This window comes from Vibrio kanaloae (assembly GCF_024347535.1).
Classification (GTDB): Bacteria; Pseudomonadota; Gammaproteobacteria; order Enterobacterales; family Vibrionaceae; genus Vibrio; species Vibrio kanaloae.
On sequence record NZ_AP025497.1, the window covers coordinates 677,918 to 697,897 of the forward strand.

The window sequence follows — 19,980 nt, forward strand, 5'->3', positions numbered from 1 at the left end:
GTTTGATTTTGGCTTAATGAAAAGGATATTCATATTGCCTAAAAGTGAAAGCTTCAATAGAGATATCATTGTAATTTCTGTCTTTTGGCTAGTTTGTGCCACTGTCATATTTTTTAATAAATGGGAGAGTGTTTCAGCTCTTAACCTGAATGACAATGACGACTATATGCGTTTTGTTCAGTTTCAGGAATGGATGACAACTGGTCGTTGGTATCTGGAGCCAATGACTGACTTTAACGCTGATGATGGTCTTATTATTCATTGGTCACGATTTCCTGACTTAATGTTATCGTTAGTGGCTTTTCCACTGTTATTTCTGGTTGATGATAATCTTGCTTATGCTATTTCAATCTCTGTTGTTCCATTGTTTTATTTATTGCTATATGTGTTGGCATGCTTTTACTTATGCGAGCATTACTTTGGGAGAAAGTATCGATTTATAAGTATGATGTTTTCTGTATCTTCCCCTACAATTATTCATTTCTTGCCTGGTGCTATTGACCATCATAATATTCAACTTATTTTAGCTTCTCTCTTTTTATCTATAACACCTATCAAGATTATCGATCTTAAACAATCATGGCGTGTCTATATTCAATCTTTTTTTCTGTCTCTATCTTTATGGACTGGGATGGATAATATATTGTTATTTATGGTTTTCTTTATTTTTTATACAGTGTATTGCTGTTTTTTTTGCCGAGAGTGGTTTGGTTATGTATCTAAGTTATACGCTACTTGTTCGTTTTTGGTCGCTTGTGCACTTTTATTGAATAGACCTTATGATGAGTTTTTTGTTTTTAAATATGATGAAATCTCATTTATTCTCATCATTCTTTTTGTTAGTGGTTGGGTGTTTGTCAATGTTTACAACCGATTGACTAATCAGAGAAAAAGCTTCATTCAAAGGTTTTCATTGTTTGTTATTCTCGGTTTAATGTGTTTACTTCCGGTTGTTATTCTTTACCCCTCACTCACTAGTGCTTTGTTTATTGATTACCCTCCGATACTAAAGCTGTATTGGCTTGATCAAGTTGCCGAAGCTAAATCGATCGCAAGGTATATTACGAGTCACGGTTTTTTCTCTATAGAAAATTACGCATTACTTGTTATTCCTGCCACTTTATACCCACTTTTTAAGTACAAAAATGACCACTGCACAATTTTGTATCTTATATTTATGTTTAACCTAGCCCTTGCGATTTTTTGGCAGATTAGGGTCATGAGGTTGTGTTTTGTGTTAGCGGCCCCTCTCCAAGCGTATGTTGTTCTTCAGTTAGCCGATTACATTCGTTCCTCAATCATAAAAGCTACCGTTATTTTTTCTGGTGCACCGTTAGCAGTAGCGGTTGTCATTCTTACATTGTCGCCAACAGAGGGGATTACAACTACTCTTGATGAAGAGGAAGAATCGCTGAATATCTATAGCGTGTTAAAAAATAACGATATAAGTTCGAAAACCATTCTCTCAGGGATAGAAACTGGGGCTCCCGTATTGGCAAAGACGAATAACCGTATTATTGCAGCTCCTTATCATCGAAATATTATAGGTAACCAATTTTTAATTGAAGTCATGTTAGAGGAGGACATGCTTCTGGCAAGAAACAAAATAATAGATAAAAAGGTTGATTATATATTGATCGGTAATGACTCTCATTTGTCTCTCCTTAAGGAGTCTGGAAGTGATGACTCTTTAATTCGGAGGCTTCATGGGGATAACATTCCGGCTTGGCTAGACGTTACATACGATGGTATTGAGGATGGCTACCGAGTTTTTAAAGTAAGGAGTGAGCATGAATAAACAGAAAGTTGCAATATTACTCCCATGCTATAACGAAGCTGGAGCCATTGGCGAAACGGTTACGTCTTTTCAACAAGCCTTGCCTCATGCATCCGTTTATGTTTACGACAACAACTCAACCGACAATACGGTAAACGAGGCGTTACAAGCCGGGGCGATTGTGCGACATGAGCCTCGCCAAGGTAAAGGGGAGGTTGTGAGGCGGATGTTCTCTGATATCGACGCTGATATCTATGTGATGGCTGATGGTGATGACACTTACGATGCGTCAGTATGTCCAGCGTTGATCGAGCAATTGAAGACTGAAAAGCTTGATATGATTATTGGAAGCCGAGAACGAACTTCAATGGCCTACCCCAAAGGGCATATTTTTGGGAATAAGATGTTTTCATCACTGATTAATTTAGCATTCAATGCTCAGTTGAATGATGTGTTTTCTGGTTATCGAATAATGAGTCATCGATTTGTTAAAACTGCACCTATCTTCAGCGATGGTTTCCAAATAGAAACAGAACTTACCGTGCATGCACTACATCATAATATGTCCATTAAAGAAGTATCGACTCAGTATCACTCAAGGCCTGAAGGTACAACCAGCAAACTCAATACACTGAGTGATGGTCTCAAGATCCTAAACTTTATCTTGTTTTTATTGAGGGATGTAAAGCCGATGTTTTTCTTTGGTGTATTGTCTATGTTGCTTTGTGTCATCTCATTGAGCTTGGGGATTCCTGTTATTTTAGATTTTGTTGATACCGGGCTAGTCGAAAGGGTGCCCACTGCGATTTTGTCTAGCTCTATTGCGTTAATTGCGGTGATGTCTTTTTTTTGCGGTTTGATACTCGACAATGTATCACGTGGCAGGCGAGAGATGAGAGTACTCTCTATATTAAAAGTAGGGGATAACAAACCAACTGAATAAAGTGTATTCATGAGAACAAACTTGAATGAAGTTCAGGAATAGCTTGAGTATTTAGATCGTTTTATTGATGAATATGATGAGCGTAAGAAGTCATTGGTTGACATCTTACGCTTACAAGATAGCAACTATAATCCAGTAATAAAACCAAACAACATGAATGCCCCGACTAGACCAACGATAGATAGTTTGACTGATTTCAATAGCCAAATACCAACAATGATCAGAGCGAAGTCTAAGCCGCTGCTCACCGCACTAGTGAAAATGGGCTGATATAGAGCCGCAAGCAGCAAACCAACAACGGCCGCATTTACCCCCGAAAGTGCACCCGCCACCATAGGTTTACTCGCAATTGCTTGCCAATTCTTCAGTACGCCCAGTAGCAATAAAAAGCCAGGTAAGAACACGGCAATCGTTGCTAGCAGTGCACCTGTAATTGGCGCTGATGGCATTAATACATAACCTAGGTAAGTGGCTAATGTAAACATTGGTCCTGGGACCGCTTGTGCCGCGGCATAGCCGGTTAAGAATGCATCTTGCGATAGTTGATCGCCAATACCATTTTGTAGTAAAGGAAGAACTACGTGACCGCCACCGAATACCAAACTGCCTGCTTGGTAGAACTGGCCAAACACTTCAATGCCCTGAGAGTATGCGCTGAACAGAGGAAGGCAAACTAATAGGGCGACGAAAATAACGAGCGGTGTTATGGATATTTTGTGTGTCGATGGAACCGTCCTTAGCTTTTGCGAGGTTAAGAACTTACTGCCAACGGTCGCTGCAAATAGAAGCACTAAAACTTGAGGCCAGATCCCTGGAACCAACAGCAGCACGATAGCAGTAATCACACATAAGGCAGTCGCTACCTTCGATTGGCAAAAGTTCTTATACATGCCAAACGTTGCATCAGCCACAACCACAACCGCAAGTAATTTCAAACCGTGAATGATTGAATTGAACAGTGGCGCTTCCAATAACTGATTGCTCACTAAAGCCAATATCAGCATCAGGATGACAGATGGGGATGTGAAGCCGACAAAGGCGGCAATAGCACCAGTCAAGCCACCTTTCTTGTAGCCAACCGCAAAGCCAACTTGGCTTGAACCTGGGCCGGGTAGAAACTGGCTGAGAGCAACAATTTGTCCATACTCTTCGTCAGATAACCAATTCAGTTTCTCAACAAAGGTGTTACGGAAGTAGCCAATATGTGCCGCTGGTCCACCAAAGCTAATCCAGCCAAGCAAGAAAAAAGTTTTAAAAATTGAAAGCATGATCGATTCCAGATGAAGGTTTAGCGTAATTTAGGTGCAGTTGGATTATGATTCAAATTAATTATTTTAATTATAATTATTAATGAAATGGGTTTGGATGTATGGCTGATTTTAACTGGAAAGGTATTGACCTTAACCTGCTGATTGCACTGCAGGCATTGCATAAAACCAACAGTGTAAGCAAGGCTGCGGAGCGTTGTTACGTTAGCCAGTCTGCAATGAGTCATAGTCTACAAAGATTACGAAAGCTGTTTGATGACCCTTTGTTTGAACGTGTTGGAAGTAGGATGGAAGCGACTGAGCGAGCCATTGAATTATCAAGCACCGTCGATGTGTTGCTTAAGACTATTCAATCTGAGGTTCTGTTGTCTAAAAGGTTCGAAGTTGATAGTTATAAAGGCAGTTGGAAAATAGGGCTTACCGATTACGCGGAACAGATGTTCGGTCCAATGATCTTCGATTTTATTAAGCAAGCTTCGCCACGCTCTCAAGTCGCATTTTTTAACGTTAATCGAACCAATTATCAGCAGGTGTTTGAAGAGTCTAAGCTAGATATTGCGATAGGCTGTTTTGGTGAAGCACCTAAATTGTATGGCACTGAACTTCTCTACACCGAGCAACATGTCTGCTTGCTAGATGAATCTGTTTTGGATGTTGAACAGCCTATATCACTGCAATCATTTGTTTCTGTGGAGCACGCTTTAGTGTCTTCTAACGGATCGCTAAAAACGGCGGTTGATACCAAGTTGGCCGAATTGGGTTACACAAGAAAAGTGGCAATTGCATCGAGTAACTTTTTAACAGTAAAGCGATTGATTAGTGGAAGAAAGCTATTGTGTATTGTGCCTAAATTAGTCGCTAGAAATGCCCCTGATGTTGATAGCTCACTGATAGCAATCGCTCCGCCGATAGATGTCCCAGATTTCGATATCCAGCTTGTTTACCGTAAGGGAAAAGAATTAGACGATAAGCACACTCACTTAAGAAAAGTAATCACCCAAGCGGTTGAAATTGTTATTGCTGACAAATGATTGATGATGAGTTCTTTCTGATCAGGTAGCACTATTAAGTGCCAAAGCGCATCTTGGGTACTCAATGCCCACAAAGACAATTATGCCACGTTCAGTGAGATCTGCGCTTTTCATGTCTTACCTTTGCATTAAAGGGAGGTATAAGTCTTGGTCATTGAAGTGGCTAATCTCCCAAGGTGAAGTAGCAGACTGTAGCTAAGATCTCTAAGTAGGTGTATATATTGTACCGAACTTCATGAGGCACAAAATAATTAACAATTAGCGTTACCGGAGCCGTGAACCCAACATAATATAAAATCAGTTTGTTTCTTCTAAACTTATGAAGTAAAGCAACAATAAGTTTGATTGTTCTTTGTGAGGAGCGGGTTATGCGGTTGTCGTCTCTGAATCCATGTTACCCCTCATCAAGATTTCCTATCATGATTAAAGGTTAGTTCATTTGGACTGGTTTTCTACTTTAGGCTCATTTGCTATTACAAAAATAAACGAAATAATTCCTTCCATTTTTCACAATCCGACTATACTTAGATTACGACTCAAAGCAGTCGTAGATAATAGGCTTTTTGATTTACCGAAGTATAAAAAATGGTTTATATCTGATAGGTATAGATAAAAACTCTACCAGGCTAAACGGACTTAGTTGGTCTTAAAGCGCTAGATCCCCCTAGCGCTTTTTCTTTTCTGTTTGACTCTGGTGACTGACCTTTGATTAACGATCTTCTGTGACCGATATATATTCAGCTTATCTACTTATAATAAGACGTTGCTAGGCCTGTTTCCGCTTCTTCCGAATGCTCACCACAAATCAGCGAAGCGATCAATGAGGTTAGAAATTCAAGTCTAAAAACGATTAGCGACATGAATTCTTCCAAGCTATTTTAGCGACCTAACCCCTATGTGAAGACTAATTACTCTGTTAGGAAATAAAGTTCTGTACAAATACTTTATGTGAATTTATATTCAAATTTAATTTATATTTATTCTTTTATTTTAGGGTTAAGGTGTACCTATGGAACAGACAGATATCACGTCACTCATCCCCATTGTGATTACTTTGGTGTTGTCGTTGGCGACAAGGAATGTGGTGATTGGCCTTTTTGCTGGCGTGCTAAGTGGTGTTGCGATGCTGACTGGCATGTTTAGCGAACTCAATCCGCTTGATACGTTTGGTACCATGGTCAAAGGTTACCTAGTCCCCCAACTTACTGACAGCTACAACGCTGGTGTGATCATGCTGTTGGTGTTCATCGGTGGCTTTGTTGCTCTGATGGAGAAGTCAGGTGGTGGCGTTGCGTTTGCAAAGCGAGTGACTCAGTGGGTAAGCAATAAATGCCAAGCTCAATTGTCAGCATGGTTGGGTGGAATCGTTATATTTTTCTCTGACTTAGGCACCCCTTTAATCGTTGGCCCTGTTTTTCGTCCCCTTTTCGATAAACTGAAACTTTCTAGACAGAAGCTAGCATTCATTATCGACTCAACCTCGTCGCCAGTTGCCATCCTTATTCCTTTCATTGGGTGGGGCGTTTACATCATGAGCCTGATCCAAAAAGAGTTTACGGCGTTGAATGTCAACATGTCCGATTGGGATGCGTTCATCGGTGCAATTCCTTTTCAGTTCTACGCATTCCTCGCGATTTTCATCGTTCCGCTCGTGTCCGTTAAAGGTTTAGACTTTGGGCCAATGGCAAAAGCTGAGCGTGATTGCCAAGCGGGAATTAACTCTGGCGTGATTAACGAATCACTAAATCCGTTCTCGCATAAAAATGCAACAGCATCTTTTGTCTGGGCACCATTGTTAGTGATGCTGGTGGTGTTGTGTGCCATGTTGGTTCCACAAGGCTTCCCGTTCCAAAAGGTCGCGGGTTCATCGTTCAGAGCAGCTTTATCATCGGCTTACTTCTTTGCCGCGATCACCTTGATTTCACTCATGGCTTACTACGGAGTAAGAAAGCTATCTGATGGTGTTTCAGTGTACTTAAAAGGTATGGGAAACATGATGCCAGTGGCGATCATTTTGGTATTGGCTTGGGCGTTAAGTACAGTCGGTAAAGAGTTGGGTGCAGCGGCTTATATTGCCGAGCAAGCACAGAGTGGTTTCCCTTATTGGCTAGTGCCTGCGGTCGCTTTTTTGTTGTCGGCCATTATTTCATTTGCTACCGGTTCGTCGTGGGGAACCTTCGCGATAATGATGCCATTGGTTATTCCAACCGCGATTGCGATTGATGCACCACTACTCGTCGCAATTGGCGCAGTGTTGTCTGGTGGTTTGTTTGGTGACCATTGCTCACCGATCTCTGAAACAACGATTCTTTCTTCAACAGGGGCAGGGTGTGATCAGTTTGAACACTTTAAGACACAGCTTCCTTATGCGTTGATGAACGGTTCTATTGCTCTGATTAGTTTTGTAGTGGCAGGCTTTACGGGAAGTGCACTGGTTGTGTTGGGTGCTCTTGTTGTTCAGTTGCTTGTGGTGACACTGCTAGCCAAGCGTGATGCGAGTAAAAACGCTTCTTCAGAAGTTCAACCTCAAGTCTCTGATTCTAAAATACAACAAGCGTAATTTAAGATTACAAACGAGGGATGAGGTTTAATGAATAGATACGGGATGCGAGTAAACGAGTAACGAAAAGCTTGCTCTCTATCTATTGTTCTTCATTTTATAACCTGCATCTCACTTACTTCAGTCTAAACATCTTCTCCGCATTCCGAATCTCGTTTACTCGTACCTAAACAAACAAGCGCGATAGAGATCCTATTAATTGATAATTTCAATGAATCAATATGTTCACCATAAAATCAATTCTCCATAAGATCATTTGTACAATCTTAGTTTTCGATAACTGGATTACCTAGTCGTACGGTTTATAGATTAAAATTTTATGATAATTTTTATCGTTTTTTTTTAATTAACCACTTTAATAAGGTAAATTCGTAATGTCGACCAAACTAGCTAACCCAGCGCCATTAGGCTTAATGGGTTTCGGTATGACCACTATTCTTCTTAATATCCATAATGCAGGTTTTTTCCCAATCGATTCTATGATTCTTGCAATGGGTATTTTTTACGGTGGTTTGAGCCAAGTTATCGTGGGCACTATGTGTTTCAAACGTGGTGATACGTTCGGTACGACTGCATTTACTTCATATGGCCTATTTTGGTTATCTCTAGTTGGTTTGATCGTAATGCCTTACATGGGCCTACCAGCAAGCCCTGCTGCATTCATGGGTTGGTACCTACTTCTATGGGGCATCTTCACTGGCTTCATGTTCATCGGTTCTCTATGCTACCCAGTAGCGAAGCAAGTAGTATTCGGTTCACTAACTATCTTGTTCTTCCTACTTGCCGCTCGTGATTTCACTGGTAGCGAACTCATCGGCACTATCGCTGGTTTTGAAGGTATCTTCTGTGGCGCTTCAGCTATCTACTTTGCAATGGCACAAGTAATCAACAACGAATACGGCCGCACAGTTCTGCCTATCGGTGAGAAGAAAGCACCTCAACTGGCAACACAAGAAATCGCTGCTTAATACTCTAACTCGGGAACAGTTAGTTTGTTATAAGCCGTTTATTGGTTATGAATAAAACAAAAGGGGTTAGCCGAAATGGCTAACCCCTTTTTTATGCGTTATTAATAGCGCGAGTTAAAGCGAACTATTTGCTAAAGCGATCCATTTGTTAAGGCACAAGCTTAAGCTGAAGGTTGCTCTACAGGTTTAGTGTCTGCAGCTTCAGCTTCAGGAGACTTACCTGTTTTACGCTTGTACTTCTCTTCCCAGTAAGTCGCCCCTTTAATACCTAGTTTCACAGGGTTGAACGTGTACTCAGTGACGCCTTGTTTCTGTTGCTCTTCGTAATCAGCCAGTGCTTTAAGCGCAGGCTTAGACATGAAGAAGATAATCAGAATACCGACGATGTTTAACCATGCCATCAAGCCAACACCTACATCACCCATTGCCCATGCAAGGTTCGCTGTTTTTACTGTGCCATAGAAAACCGCAGTGATAAGAACAAGCTTAAGTACGAACATCATGCCAGGGATTTTGATGGTACGACGTAAGTAAGCAATGTTCGTTTCTGCGATGTAGTAGTAAGCAAGAATCGTTGTAAATGCGAAGAAGAACAGAGCAAATGCGATGAACGGCTTACCAACCCCTGGTAGAGCACTTTCAATTGCAAGCTGTGTAAATACAGGACCATTCGCACCAATGTTGGCTGCTAAGTTCTGAACAAGGAATACACCTTCTGCACCGCCGTGAACGTTGTAAGCACCAGTGATGATGATCATAAACGCGGTTGCAGAACAGACTAGAAGTGTATCGATGTAGATAGAGAAGGATTGAACCAGACCTTGCTGAGCCGGGTGATCAACACTTGCCGCCGCAGCCGCGTGAGGACCAGTACCTTGACCCGCTTCGTTTGAGTAAACACCACGCTTAACACCCCAACCAATTGCAGCACCGAAGCCCGCCATAGGTGTGAATGCATCACTAACTATCATAGAGAAAACAACCGGAACTTGGCCGATGTTCAGTAGGATGATAACGAACGCGATGATGATGTAAGCCAATGCCATGAATGGGACAACGATCTGCGTGAAGTTCGCAATACGTTTAACACCACCGAAGATGATGAAACCAAGAATGATAGCGACAACAGTACCAGTGAAAATTTTAGCGAAACTGAATGTACCGACAGCTGTTTCGATCATAGCACCTGAACCAAATGCAGCTTCTACAGCGTTACCGATACTGTTTGACTGAACACCTGGAAGTAAAATACCACAAGCAAAAATAGTCGCGATTGCAAAGATCCATGCGTACCATTTCTGACCCATCGCTTTTTCGATGTAGTAAGCCGGGCCACCACGGAACTGGCCTTCGTCTTCTTCTTTATAGATTTGCGCTAACGTAGATTCTGCGAAAGCAGTCGCGGCGCCAAAGAAGGCTACAACCCACATCCAGAATACCGCACCTGGGCCACCGAAACCGATAGCAGCAGCAACACCTGCAATGTTACCTGTACCTACACGGCCAGATAGCGAAACAGCTAGAGCTTGGAAAGATGAGATACCTTTGGTTGAACTTTTACCCGAAAGTAACAAGCGCCACATTTCAAAGAAGTGACGGATTTGTACAAATCGAGTCATGATGGAGTAGAACAAACCAGCACCTAAACATAGGTAGATAAGTACTGGACTCCAGATTATTCCATTCAAAAAATCAACGAATGACTGCATGAGTATTTTCCCTGTTAGTTTTACTTATGATTGTTTTTCGAACAACACAATACTTCACTTGTAATGTAAGTGTTAAATTATTTAACTACGCAATAGAATTCTTGTGACATAAAGCAAGTTACAGGAGGCATTTGTTAACGCTTAGTGCTAGTTCGTAAATCGTTTTATTTAACCTCAAATGCAACTGATTGCTTTTTCTTTTGTTTGACTAAGTGCATAAATAATGATTAAAACGAACAAGCAAAGTGCGGGGTAATAGCGGAAGGTTATTGACCTATGTGAGCCATCTGATCGTGAGTCAATATGGGGCCGTCAACCTACAAAGGGCTAGCGTGTATAAGAGCTATCTGAATCCAGATCTGGATTAGCTTGTGTTTCTAAATGCGCCACTTCTTCATCTAGCTGAGCTATTTTCTCAGCCATCAATGCATGACAGCGATTGGCAAGCGCTTTAGCATCACTGAGCTTGTATTCAGTAACATCGATAGGTTCAAGCATCTCGGTGATCACAATGCCATTATTGGCTCGATTCAAGTCGATCTTATTGTGTGTGGTGCTGGTACACATTGGGGTGATAGGCACACCAGCTTCAATCGCCATTCGGAAAGCGCCTGTTTTGAATGGCAATAATCCACGCCCTTTACTACGGGTTCCTTCAGGGTAAACCCAAACAGACAGATCTCTCTGATGAATCGCTTCCGTCACTTGCTTGATGGTATCGCGTGCTTTGGACTTGTCTTCGCGGTTAATCATGATGTTACCGGTGATCCAATACAGCAGACCAAAGAAAGGAACGTACAACAAATCGCGCTTGCCCAATGTCACCGTGCGAGGCCTTAACATTCCAGGGTCGGTCACAAAGTCCAATATGCTTTGGTGGTTAGATATGTAGACGCTGTTTTCTGGTGTTGGGGCATTGTCTAGGCCGCGCTGCACCAGTTTTACACCGATGATCTTTTGGAGTTGGTTGAACCAGCGACAGAAAACGTACACATGCTTGGGGTTCTTGGGGCTAAACAAGCAGTAAACAAAAGCACATAGAGTGGTGAAAATAATAAACACCGTAGCCAAAATAATACGAAGAACAGCAAGCACAATTCACTCCTTACTCACCGCAAGATGGCAGTGATTAAATAGTTTTAGATGCTTGAAGTTTTCACTCTATTTAACCGAATTGCAACAATTAACTGTGATAGGGGGCTATTTTTAGATCTTTATATAAAACAAGGACTAACAATGGGTGTTTGACACAGTTATCGAGCTTACACGTGTTCACCAGTAATGGCTGATGATCACCAATACTGTTTATTTGGATCCGACTTTTCTACCCATTCCGGATCTTGACGCGATTCTAAGTAGAGTTGTAGGCCGTTATAGGACATGAAAGCTGCAGGGCCGCCGAGGTGCTCGAAATAGTCAAAATACTCATCTTCGAGAGCACAAAGGTGGGCTAAATCTTTAACCTTGTTAGCCAACGCCCACTGAATGGAAAATACAGGCGCTATTGAGCCTGAAATATTCACCTCTTCGACGTTTGGGTTAAACATTGAATTAGCTTGCTCAAGCAATATCTCTTCTTGTTCAGACTCTTGTTGTAACACCTCTTCGACGATCTCCGAGCGTTTGGTGTTAGAGACATTCTTATTCAGTTTAGCGATTCGCAGTGCGTAGATAAATCGGTTTGATGAAACAATGTCGACAAGCTGCGACAACAGCTCTTTGTCTACGCCTGCTGCCTTGGTGAAATAGTCGATACACGAATTGATTGAGGCATAACGAGTACCGTCAAACTCAAAGCCACTGGTTTCGTCGTATACCTCAAGTGGGATGTCATCAACCGACAAAGGCCAGCCTCTATAATCGACGCGTTGCTTGGCTATTTGATACATTTTCCACGCGCTGCGCCCAAACCCACCAAGCGTCGAACCCGAGAAATCAGAATCAATAAGCTCTTGCTCCGTCCAATTTTCACCTATGCCTAAGTGCTTAGCGTATTTATCGATGAGTGCGTGTTTTATCTGATCGCGCACCGCCCAAATCGAAGTCAGATCTTTTGCATACCTAACACCCGCGCACTCATTACAAGCCGGCAGCACTATTGGTGAATGGCCAATCTTGGCAACAGCCTGCGCTGTCTTAGGAAATTCAACAAGGTTACTGGAAGGTTCACCACAAAACCAGCAGGTGTGGCGCAGGTTGAATGGGGTATCTATGTGCGAGTATGTGTTCATTAGTCTTTATCAGCTAGGCGCTTGAGGCGAGTTAATCATCTTCAAACAATTATCTCTGTTCGCACGTCAGCTTGCACCTTGTTTGTTTCACTTTTCTATGGAGTTTGATGTTAGGTGTTTCTCACTGGAATGGCTCGATAGAGATATGTTGATATAAAACAGCTACTAACGATGAATGTTGATGGAGGTGGCTGAACTTATATGTGCCACTAGTAATCCGGTAGGGCCACTATTACTATGGTGTTAGTTTCCTTACTCCAATAACACATATGTCCTCATCGATTCCACTTATTTTGAACAGCAGTTCTTTTCTGAAGCGGCACTTTCTTTACCCAATATTCCACCCCACTGCCGAGACTTCGAAGAGGTGTTTGAAGCAATGGGTTTACAAGTACGTGGTGTAAAAAGCAGACTGTTGATTAGTGAGTGGCACTGATCATTAAGTGGGCTAGTTGTCCAAAATAGACCTCAATAAACTAATCATCGAGAACATAATGAAATACATCGGAATTGATGGCTGCAAGGCGGGTTGGATCGCTTGGGTTGCCACTGGCAATGAGCCACCTACGTTTAAAGTGGTAAACACGCTCGATGAGCTGGTTGATGATCTTACGAAAGCAACAGCGTTAATCGACATGCCTATTGGCTTTAGCGATTCGCTCACTCCAGATAGATTATGCGACAAAGCAGCAAGACGTTTCCTTACCAGCAAACGGGGCTCTTCGGTGTTTCCAGTACCGTGCCGAGAGGCGGTTTATCAAACCGATTACATTGCGGCGTGCTGTGCCAATGTGGATCAGCTTGATAAGAAGTTTTCTAAACAGACTTGGGGGATTGTTCCGAAGATCCGCGAGCTTGATGAGCTAATTGAATCTCACTCAAGCCTTTCTATCAGGGAATCACATCCTGAGGTGGTGTTTGCAGCTTTGAAAGGCGAACCGCTGACGTTTTCCAAACGAACTCAAGAGGGCAAAGAGGAACGGCTTTCTATTATTCAGCAAGTTGCTCCTCAATGGTGTGAAGGCTTGGCGTTGGCCATTTCAAACACCAAGCGTAAAGACATGACGATAGACGATATCTATGATGCATTTGTATTGATGTTAGTTGCCTATTACGCTCCGCAATTATCGACCTTACCAGAGCCTTCTGATGTTGGTGGAGAAGCTGATGTCGACCAGAACGGACGGGTTCGAGAGATTGTCTATTGGGACAAAACGCGCTAACAAAGCGTGCGCTCAACTTGGCTTAATATGTTATTTTCCAACTCTGCTACTTTCACTCTTACTATTTTTGAGTCTTTGATATGAAACGTTTTATTGTCGGCTGGCTGGCCACTGTGCTCAGTGCTGCGAGTTATGCCCAAGTTGCCCCTATATCTCAATGGCAATGCGACATGATGAAAAAGAACAATGTCTTGAGTCGTGGTGCGCCCGTTGGCTGTGAGCGACTATCCAAAGTGGATTTCGATTTCATTAATTTCAAGGGGGAAACGCAACAGGGCAATATGATCGTGCTTGATGTGGTTGCACCTGCTGTTGAACAAATCTTTTCAGAGGTTAAACAGCGTAATTTTTCTCTTCATTCTGCTCGCCTTATGCGTGAATTCAGAGGTGACGATAACGCCTCGATGGACGCTAACAACAGCAGTGCGTTTAACGCTCGTCCTATTACCGGCGGAGGAGGTTGGTCGAAGCATGCTTATGGTGTGGCGATAGACATCAACCCAGTTCAAAACCCTTTCTTAGAGTTCGATAGCAACGGAAAAATCACGGTAAAGCCTTCACAATCTGCAACAAGCTATGTGAACCGTACTCGCTTTCGTGCGCGTGATGAAATAGAACGCCGCGGTATGGCTGAAGATGTGGTGGAGCTGTTTGCCCATCACGGGTTTATGATCTGGGGAGGGGATTGGAACAGCCCAATCGATACTCAGCATTTTGAGGTCGGCTCAAGAAAGTTCGTTAACCAACTGCTTTCTAAACCCCAACCTGAAGCCAAGGTGTTATTTGAGCGCTACGTCGAATCTTATCGACAGTGCTATCTCAAAAATAAAGATGAGAACGTAGAAAAAGCTCGCGCTATCTGTGCAAAGAAAACAGTCGGGACTTTTAGTACTATGTTTATCTAGAACCGTTTGTTTTTTAGCAAGTTAAACTCGCTTCATGTGTGTTTTTAATAGCTAAGGTCAGCGCTCGTCGTTGGCCTTTTTTGTATTCATTTTTTCAATAGAACACCACGTATTGAACAGGTTATTGGGTATCCATTAGTCAATAATCGATAAGCGAATGCAGCGCAAAGTCATCGGTTTGTCATTGAAAAACTCATAGCGTTAACGTTATGTGAGAACCATTGCTGGTGGGGGAACTCTTTGCCCAATCACTAGTATTATTAGTGAACTGATCACAACGGACCAACTAATGAAAAAGATACCTTTGGCTCTAACTCTTCTAAGTACGCTACTTTTTTCACAATATTCTTTGGCTACAGACACTTCACACACCACTCAAAACCCGACTTACGAACTCGATGGTAAAGCGGTACTAGGCCGTACAGAGAATGTGTACCTCTCTAGTGTTCAAGTGCTTAAAGACGTTCCTTTCATTGGTAAAATTGATACTGGTGCAGAAACCACTTCTATGCATGCTGAAGACATTCATGTGAAGAGCTCTAATCCCGACTACCAAAACCTCAAAGACAAAGAGTTGATGGCGGCGCTATCCGAAGATGTGTTGAACAATAGTGATGTTGACTACAATGACTGGGAAGGCAGTACCTTTGCGAAATATGAGGCTGTGGTCTCTTTCAAGGTTCAAAACCCACGTACGGGTGACATGGTATTAATCGAAGCGCCTTTAGAACGTGTCAGCATGATACGAAGCCGCACCAGCAGCACGCCTTTACTTCGCCCTACCGTAAAAATGTCGCTTACCATTGCAGACCAAGAGCTAAAAACAGACGTTAACCTGACCGACAGAAGTCACTTCTCTGCGCCAGTGCTGATTGGTAAAACCTTCCTTGCTGACAACGCTTTAGTGTTTGCTGGTTACGACTATTTGCAAGAGCAGGAAAACGCGACGGTTGTTGGCCGTAAAGAAGTGGTGTCTATCTCCGGAATGGCGATGAACGCGACCTTCTCATTAAAAAATCGCTACAGTATTCTTCACGCAAAAGATATCGATGTAGATAAGAAGAACAGTGAAGTGACGTTTGATATGTTCGATCACGACGGTAAGCAAAAAGAGATGACATTGCCGTTGGTTCGTATGTTAAGCGTGAGCGGTAAGAAGAGACCTTTGGTGTATGTGCCTGTTCAACTCGATGAAAACACAACCAAAGACGTTCTGGTGTACCTACGTGACCGCGCGAGTAGCGAGTCACAGTTGAGATTTGGTATAAGCACCGCTAGCGAACTTTTCATGATTGATACCAACGCTGAAAATATTCTCTCTGAAGGATCTGATAATTTTAGCGAGGTAGCGAAGAAGACTGAGCCACTGATTATCTCACCGGAAGAAGATATCACATTAGATGGTTTCCATATGAAAGCTATTGCTTCATTTACTGTCAACACGCCTTTGTTGAAGGTCGACAGCTTTGAGATGACTGGTAAAGGCAAAGATGCTTCCGTTGAATTTTATCTTACCGATGTAAATGGTGAGAAGCAGAAGGTGACCAAGCCAATTATTAAGAAGCTTAAAGTCGGTGATGATACTCGTCCGGTTGTCAGCGGTGAGTTTTTGGTGTCTGGAAACGTGCGTACGCAAGAGTTTGCTATCGACGTGCTCAATACAAATGAGAAAGAAGCGTACTTTATTTTAGGTAAGAAGATGGCGAAAGAGGGCGTTTATGTAAACACGCGCTCAGACTACCTATTGAAAGCGGAGCCACTGTTTAAAGTTGGGCACATCGAAGTCGTTGAAGTTAACGGCATGAAGTTCCCGGCTAAGCTCGACACTGGTGCGGATGTGAGCTCAATGAATGCAGTTAACATCAAACGATTTAAGAAAGATGGCCAAGACATGGTGAGCTTTACCTATCAAAACAACCAAGGCGATAAGCAAGACTTCACTAAGCCAGTGATTGAGGTCATGCGCATCAAAGCCAAGAAAGGCGAGAAGGTGAACATTCGCCCTGTCGTTGAAATGAAGGTTAGGTTAGGTGACTTAGAGAAAGAGGTGAGAGTAAACCTTCAAGATCGCTCTCGCTTTGAGTACAGCATGATCCTAGGCAAGAACTTCTTAAAGCACGGTGCAGTAGTGAGCAGTGATGAAGATTATGTGCTAGGTGATATGGATTAAACTTAAACTTATCTAAGTTCGTAATAGAACAGTTTTAAACAGCCACACATTTCAGTATTGGGATGTGTGGTTTTTTATTAAGAGCCTAAACGGCTAACCATTAATGCCTTGTGAACAAGTAAAAAAGCGGCTCCTTAGAGAGCCGCTTATTACTTAGTCATAACCTAAATAATTATCATTATTTGGGTTATGTGTATCAGACCAATCATCCATATCAGCATCGTTGTTTGGGTTGTTAATGTCTGACCAAACGTCTAGCTCATCTTGAGACATGTCACTTGAGTCCGGCATACTATTTCTTCCCTTGTTGGTTCGGGTTTATTTGTTTGCCACGGTTACCTTGATTCTGGTCATGCTGACGGTTAGTGCCACTTGTTCCCTTGTTAGAATTCGGGATGTTTGCTGCATTGTCTGCTGGTGTAATTTTCTTAGCCATAATCAATTTCCTTGTTTAATAACTAGCCTTGCGGATTTGTTTAATGATTCGCTCAAATCCTTGCCTAGTTGTGATTGCTTTAGGGTAAAGCCCATCAGGAGCAACACGCCAAACAAACCGGAACCCTCTACCCAATTTAAACCTAATATAGGTCGGACAAGAGCGGATCTTCTTCCCCCCTAAGTTTGGGTATAAAGCTCCAGCTCGGAGTTGGGCTTCAATACTGAAAGCTCGCTCTGTATAGCATGAAGGAAGTTGAGATTGGAATGTATCAATAAGCTGTTTAGTTGAAGTCATTCTTGCTCTCCCTGATGAACTGATAACAAGAATGATTGAGTGCACTGCACTCGCAACAGCTAATTTAATAAATTATTTAATAGGTCATCGAACTCGACGGCTTCGAGATATTTCTGTTTGATAAGGGTTTGGTATTGAGCCAGCGTGGGAGTTGTATTTCCTAGAGAGCATGCTGTAAGGTAGGCTTTTTCTATATCCTGATTGAAAAAGTGCATGACCATTGATTCACCTTGTGTCAGCAAGGCGCTTTGAGCCAATAGAGCCTGCATTACACTGGTTACGCCATTGAGAGAAAGTTGCGGTAACTCTTGAAAAGGGTTTGGTAATTTTTCCTTACTCAGGTCGATGTGTTCTGATTTTAATTTTACGATCAGCTCTGACAGCGCAGTCGTTTGAATGCCAACCGCGAGAATAGATTGTCTACCCATGACGACTGTTTCTAAAAAGTCCGCCGCTTCTATGCGTTTTTTAGAATGAGAAAAGATCTCTTTGACTCGTTTACTATCAGCAAAGAACCCTTGTAGCAAAACGGCATTATGGAGTTTGGTTAGGCTATTACTTGCAATGAGCAAGTTGTTCTTTGTTGAGCCCAGCGCCATAGGCTCTTTTTTAACCTCAAAGAAACCTTTGCTTCTTACTAGTGGGTACACCAAATCTTTGAATGATTTATGTTCGGCTAACTTTATGTTGAATAGCTTCTTAATTGCATCAGGCGTTGAGATGTAGCTATCGGTTGAGGTGTAGCTATCGTTAGATTTCACACGATAGCTCCAATAGTTTTCGCTCTGGCAACGGCTTATCTTTTAATGACTCGCGTGCAATAAACTGTGCTCGCTCATACCAATCTGAACGGCAGCCATATTCGGACTTTTCATATTGGTCAATCACTCCCAAGCAGTATCCTGCACGTAAACTTTCTGATAGCGATGTGGTTTGTGCCGCTAACAATCGTTTCGAACTTTTGGAGTCATAAATATTGATAAGTTCAACACAGCTATCGACCAGAGAGAGTTTTTTAGCATTGGAAACCATTGGTAAGATCGCTAGTGCAATAGCAAGCATGGCGTGTTTTTTATTGAGCATTTGTTACCTCAGCGTCCGTTTGTGCTTGTTTAGTATCGTTGTCGTTATTTGGGGTTTCTAATGGGGTGTCTGAGTCTAGGTTTAGAATCAGATCCTTGCTTGGAACTGCAATATACAAGCACAGTAATATAATGCTGAAAGAAAAGATTTGGTCGTAACTTTGCTCTAGCAATAACAGGTTTTTAAAGTGCTCGGTACCTTCGAATAGGTCAATAAAAACAATCGTACTGGCACAAAGTAGCGCAGCCGTAATGAATTTCCCGTGCCATAAAAACGGGGTGCTAATGATATGCCACCAGCGAAGTGAGGTTTGTTTTGTATATACCCAATAGCGTTTTAGCAACACAAGAAATGAGATAAAAAAGATAATCTCGATGGTTGATACATCAGATAACCCATCTTGATATTCAAAAATATTGAGTAATTCAAAACTGATGACTGCAATACTCAGACTGACGAGGAAAATGTAAATTAACGCTTTTAAAATAAATCCTAGCAAGCGACTTAATGTCCAATCAGCCTGCTGTAAATAGTGTTTTAAAGAGGGCGTAGCCAACTTGGGCTTCGGGGTATCGTTGTTGATAGTGCTCTGCTCATGATTTGTTTATGTAATAGATATTTTACATACATCTCTGGTATTTAATTGCATAAAAAATAGATATTAATATGAAATGTTATGCAAATCATGGATTGCATCGATGATTTGTTGTGTTTGCACTCTTTCATTGCCCCACCAGCGCTGCGACAATGCGAGAGTATGTGTCAGGTGAGTCATTGCCATGCTTAGGGCGGAATTATCGCTTAAAAGTGCTTAAAGCCTACAAAACTACTTAATGGACGTATTACGGTCACCGTTCCCGACCCATCCACACAAACGCACTATATTCGCCGAGCTTTAACGAATTGGTATAAGCAGCCATGCTGATAAGAAGATTCGAGAGAAGGTAAGGCGTTACGAATCGCTGGTGGGCGTTGAAACGGGAGTTGTTCGTACTAAAGAGTTTAAGAGTAGATGGGGCAGTTGTACCCCTTACGGTGATTTAGAATTTAACTGGGTGATTGTCATGGCTCCCAACAGGGTCGTTGATTACGTAGTGGTGCATGAGCTTTGTCATCTAATCCACCATGACCATTCGCCACAGTTCTGGAAAGAAGTTGAACGAGTCATGCCCAACTATAAAGAGCATAAAGAGTGTCTTAGAGGAAATGCACAAAATCTAATCATATAGTGCGTACGTTCACTAATGTAAAAAGACATCCTCAAATGAGACATAAAAAAAGGGCCAACTCTTTCGAGTTGGCCCTTTCCAAACGTTTGGTGGGCTGGCGTAAGTTGAACTTGTAGTTTAAGATTCTGATTTTAAAGTTAAATTGTTAGT

The 19,980-nt window shown here is 42.2% G+C and carries 19 protein-coding genes; 9 read left to right on the plus strand and 10 right to left on the minus strand.

Annotation, left to right across the window (positions count from 1 at the left end):
* Window positions 1-16 precede the first annotated feature (16 nt).
* On the plus strand, window positions 17-1,798 hold the full coding sequence (locus OCV24_RS03275; RefSeq protein ID WP_150878327.1) for a hypothetical protein: 1,782 nt from the start codon (window positions 17-19) through the stop codon (window positions 1,796-1,798).
* Complete coding sequence (locus tag OCV24_RS03280) at window positions 1,791-2,720, plus strand: glycosyltransferase family 2 protein (protein WP_077680793.1); 930 nt, start codon at window positions 1,791-1,793, stop codon at window positions 2,718-2,720. Before OCV24_RS03275 ends, OCV24_RS03280 begins: the two co-directional genes overlap by 8 nt.
* Window positions 2,721-2,845: 125 nt before the next feature.
* Here the strand turns inward: OCV24_RS03280 and chrA are convergent, their stop codons facing one another.
* Window positions 2,846-3,988 (minus strand): chromate efflux transporter, encoded by a 1,143-nt coding sequence (gene chrA, locus OCV24_RS03285; RefSeq protein WP_017056717.1) that lies wholly within the window; start codon window positions 3,986-3,988, stop codon window positions 2,846-2,848.
* 101 nt (window positions 3,989-4,089) lie between these two features.
* Between chrA and OCV24_RS03290 the strand changes: the two genes are divergently transcribed.
* The 3 genes from OCV24_RS03290 (at window position 4,090) to OCV24_RS03300 (ending at window position 8,547) form a co-directional block, all read left to right on the plus strand.
* Window positions 4,090-5,019 carry a LysR family transcriptional regulator gene (locus tag OCV24_RS03290; RefSeq protein WP_150878325.1) on the plus strand — a complete coding sequence of 310 codons (930 nt, stop codon included), beginning with the start codon at window positions 4,090-4,092 and terminating at the stop codon, window positions 5,017-5,019.
* A 1,009-nt stretch (window positions 5,020-6,028) separates the two neighbouring features.
* Complete coding sequence (locus OCV24_RS03295; protein WP_136978925.1) at window positions 6,029-7,579, plus strand: Na+/H+ antiporter NhaC family protein; 1,551 nt, start codon at window positions 6,029-6,031, stop codon at window positions 7,577-7,579.
* Window positions 7,580-7,953: 374 nt separating this feature from the next.
* On the plus strand, window positions 7,954-8,547 hold the full coding sequence (locus OCV24_RS03300; RefSeq protein WP_017056721.1) for an acetate uptake transporter: 594 nt from the start codon (window positions 7,954-7,956) through the stop codon (window positions 8,545-8,547).
* A 161-nt stretch (window positions 8,548-8,708) separates the two neighbouring features.
* Here OCV24_RS03300 and OCV24_RS03305 read toward each other — a convergent pair whose 3' ends face one another.
* The 3 genes from OCV24_RS03305 to OCV24_RS03315 form a co-directional block, all read right to left on the minus strand.
* Complete coding sequence (locus OCV24_RS03305; RefSeq protein WP_017056722.1) at window positions 8,709-10,256, minus strand: alanine/glycine:cation symporter family protein; 1,548 nt, start codon at window positions 10,254-10,256, stop codon at window positions 8,709-8,711.
* 327 nt (window positions 10,257-10,583) lie between these two features.
* The gene (locus OCV24_RS03310) at window positions 10,584-11,351 is read right to left on the minus strand and encodes a 1-acylglycerol-3-phosphate O-acyltransferase (RefSeq protein WP_137007441.1); all 768 of its coding nucleotides are present in this window, start codon (window positions 11,349-11,351) and stop codon (window positions 10,584-10,586) included.
* Window positions 11,352-11,548: 197 nt separating this feature from the next.
* Window positions 11,549-12,487 (minus strand): hypothetical protein, encoded by a 939-nt coding sequence (locus tag OCV24_RS03315; protein WP_150878323.1) that lies wholly within the window; start codon window positions 12,485-12,487, stop codon window positions 11,549-11,551.
* A 494-nt stretch (window positions 12,488-12,981) separates the two neighbouring features.
* On the opposite strand from OCV24_RS03315, the gene OCV24_RS03320 reads away from it, so the two are divergent.
* The 3 genes from OCV24_RS03320 to OCV24_RS03330 all read left to right on the plus strand — a co-directional run bounded on the left by OCV24_RS03320 (window position 12,982) and on the right by OCV24_RS03330 (window position 16,785).
* The gene (locus OCV24_RS03320; RefSeq protein ID WP_150878320.1) at window positions 12,982-13,710 is read left to right on the plus strand and encodes a DUF429 domain-containing protein; all 729 of its coding nucleotides are present in this window, start codon (window positions 12,982-12,984) and stop codon (window positions 13,708-13,710) included.
* 80 nt (window positions 13,711-13,790) lie between these two features.
* Window positions 13,791-14,615: a M15 family metallopeptidase gene (locus tag OCV24_RS03325; RefSeq protein ID WP_150878318.1), complete on the plus strand. Its 825-nt coding sequence runs from the start codon at window positions 13,791-13,793 to the stop codon at window positions 14,613-14,615.
* Between the two features lie 289 nt (window positions 14,616-14,904).
* Window positions 14,905-16,785, plus strand: a complete 1,881-nt coding sequence (locus OCV24_RS03330) for an ATP-dependent zinc protease family protein (RefSeq protein WP_150878316.1) — start codon at window positions 14,905-14,907, stop codon at window positions 16,783-16,785.
* A 153-nt stretch (window positions 16,786-16,938) separates the two neighbouring features.
* On the opposite strand, the gene OCV24_RS03335 is transcribed toward OCV24_RS03330, so the two are convergent.
* Genes OCV24_RS03335 through OCV24_RS03360 form a run of 6 tightly spaced genes read right to left on the minus strand, consistent with a single transcriptional unit; the run spans window position 16,939 to window position 19,100 of the window.
* On the minus strand, window positions 16,939-17,076 hold the full coding sequence (locus tag OCV24_RS03335) for a hypothetical protein (RefSeq protein ID WP_167514260.1): 138 nt from the start codon (window positions 17,074-17,076) through the stop codon (window positions 16,939-16,941).
* Between the two features lies 1 nt (window position 17,077).
* Window positions 17,078-17,221 (minus strand): hypothetical protein, encoded by a 144-nt coding sequence (locus tag OCV24_RS03340; RefSeq protein WP_017091462.1) that lies wholly within the window; start codon window positions 17,219-17,221, stop codon window positions 17,078-17,080.
* 15 nt (window positions 17,222-17,236) lie between these two features.
* The gene (locus tag OCV24_RS03345; protein WP_150878313.1) at window positions 17,237-17,518 is read right to left on the minus strand and encodes a ParE family toxin-like protein; all 282 of its coding nucleotides are present in this window, start codon (window positions 17,516-17,518) and stop codon (window positions 17,237-17,239) included.
* Window positions 17,519-17,577: 59 nt separating this feature from the next.
* Window positions 17,578-18,279 (minus strand): hypothetical protein, encoded by a 702-nt coding sequence (locus tag OCV24_RS03350; protein WP_150878311.1) that lies wholly within the window; start codon window positions 18,277-18,279, stop codon window positions 17,578-17,580.
* The gene (locus tag OCV24_RS03355) at window positions 18,269-18,601 is read right to left on the minus strand and encodes a hypothetical protein (RefSeq protein WP_054542203.1); all 333 of its coding nucleotides are present in this window, start codon (window positions 18,599-18,601) and stop codon (window positions 18,269-18,271) included. Before OCV24_RS03355 ends, OCV24_RS03350 begins: the two co-directional genes overlap by 11 nt.
* Window positions 18,591-19,100, minus strand: coding sequence for a hypothetical protein (locus tag OCV24_RS03360; protein WP_150878309.1), 510 nt, complete (start codon window positions 19,098-19,100; stop codon window positions 18,591-18,593). Before OCV24_RS03360 ends, OCV24_RS03355 begins: the two co-directional genes overlap by 11 nt.
* 466 nt (window positions 19,101-19,566) lie before the next feature.
* Here OCV24_RS03360 and OCV24_RS03365 point away from each other — a divergent pair, with 466 nt between their 5' ends.
* Window positions 19,567-19,830 carry a M48 metallopeptidase family protein gene (locus tag OCV24_RS03365; RefSeq protein WP_244291728.1) on the plus strand — a complete coding sequence of 88 codons (264 nt, stop codon included), beginning with the start codon at window positions 19,567-19,569 and terminating at the stop codon, window positions 19,828-19,830.
* The last annotated feature ends 150 nt before the right edge of the window (window positions 19,831-19,980 follow it).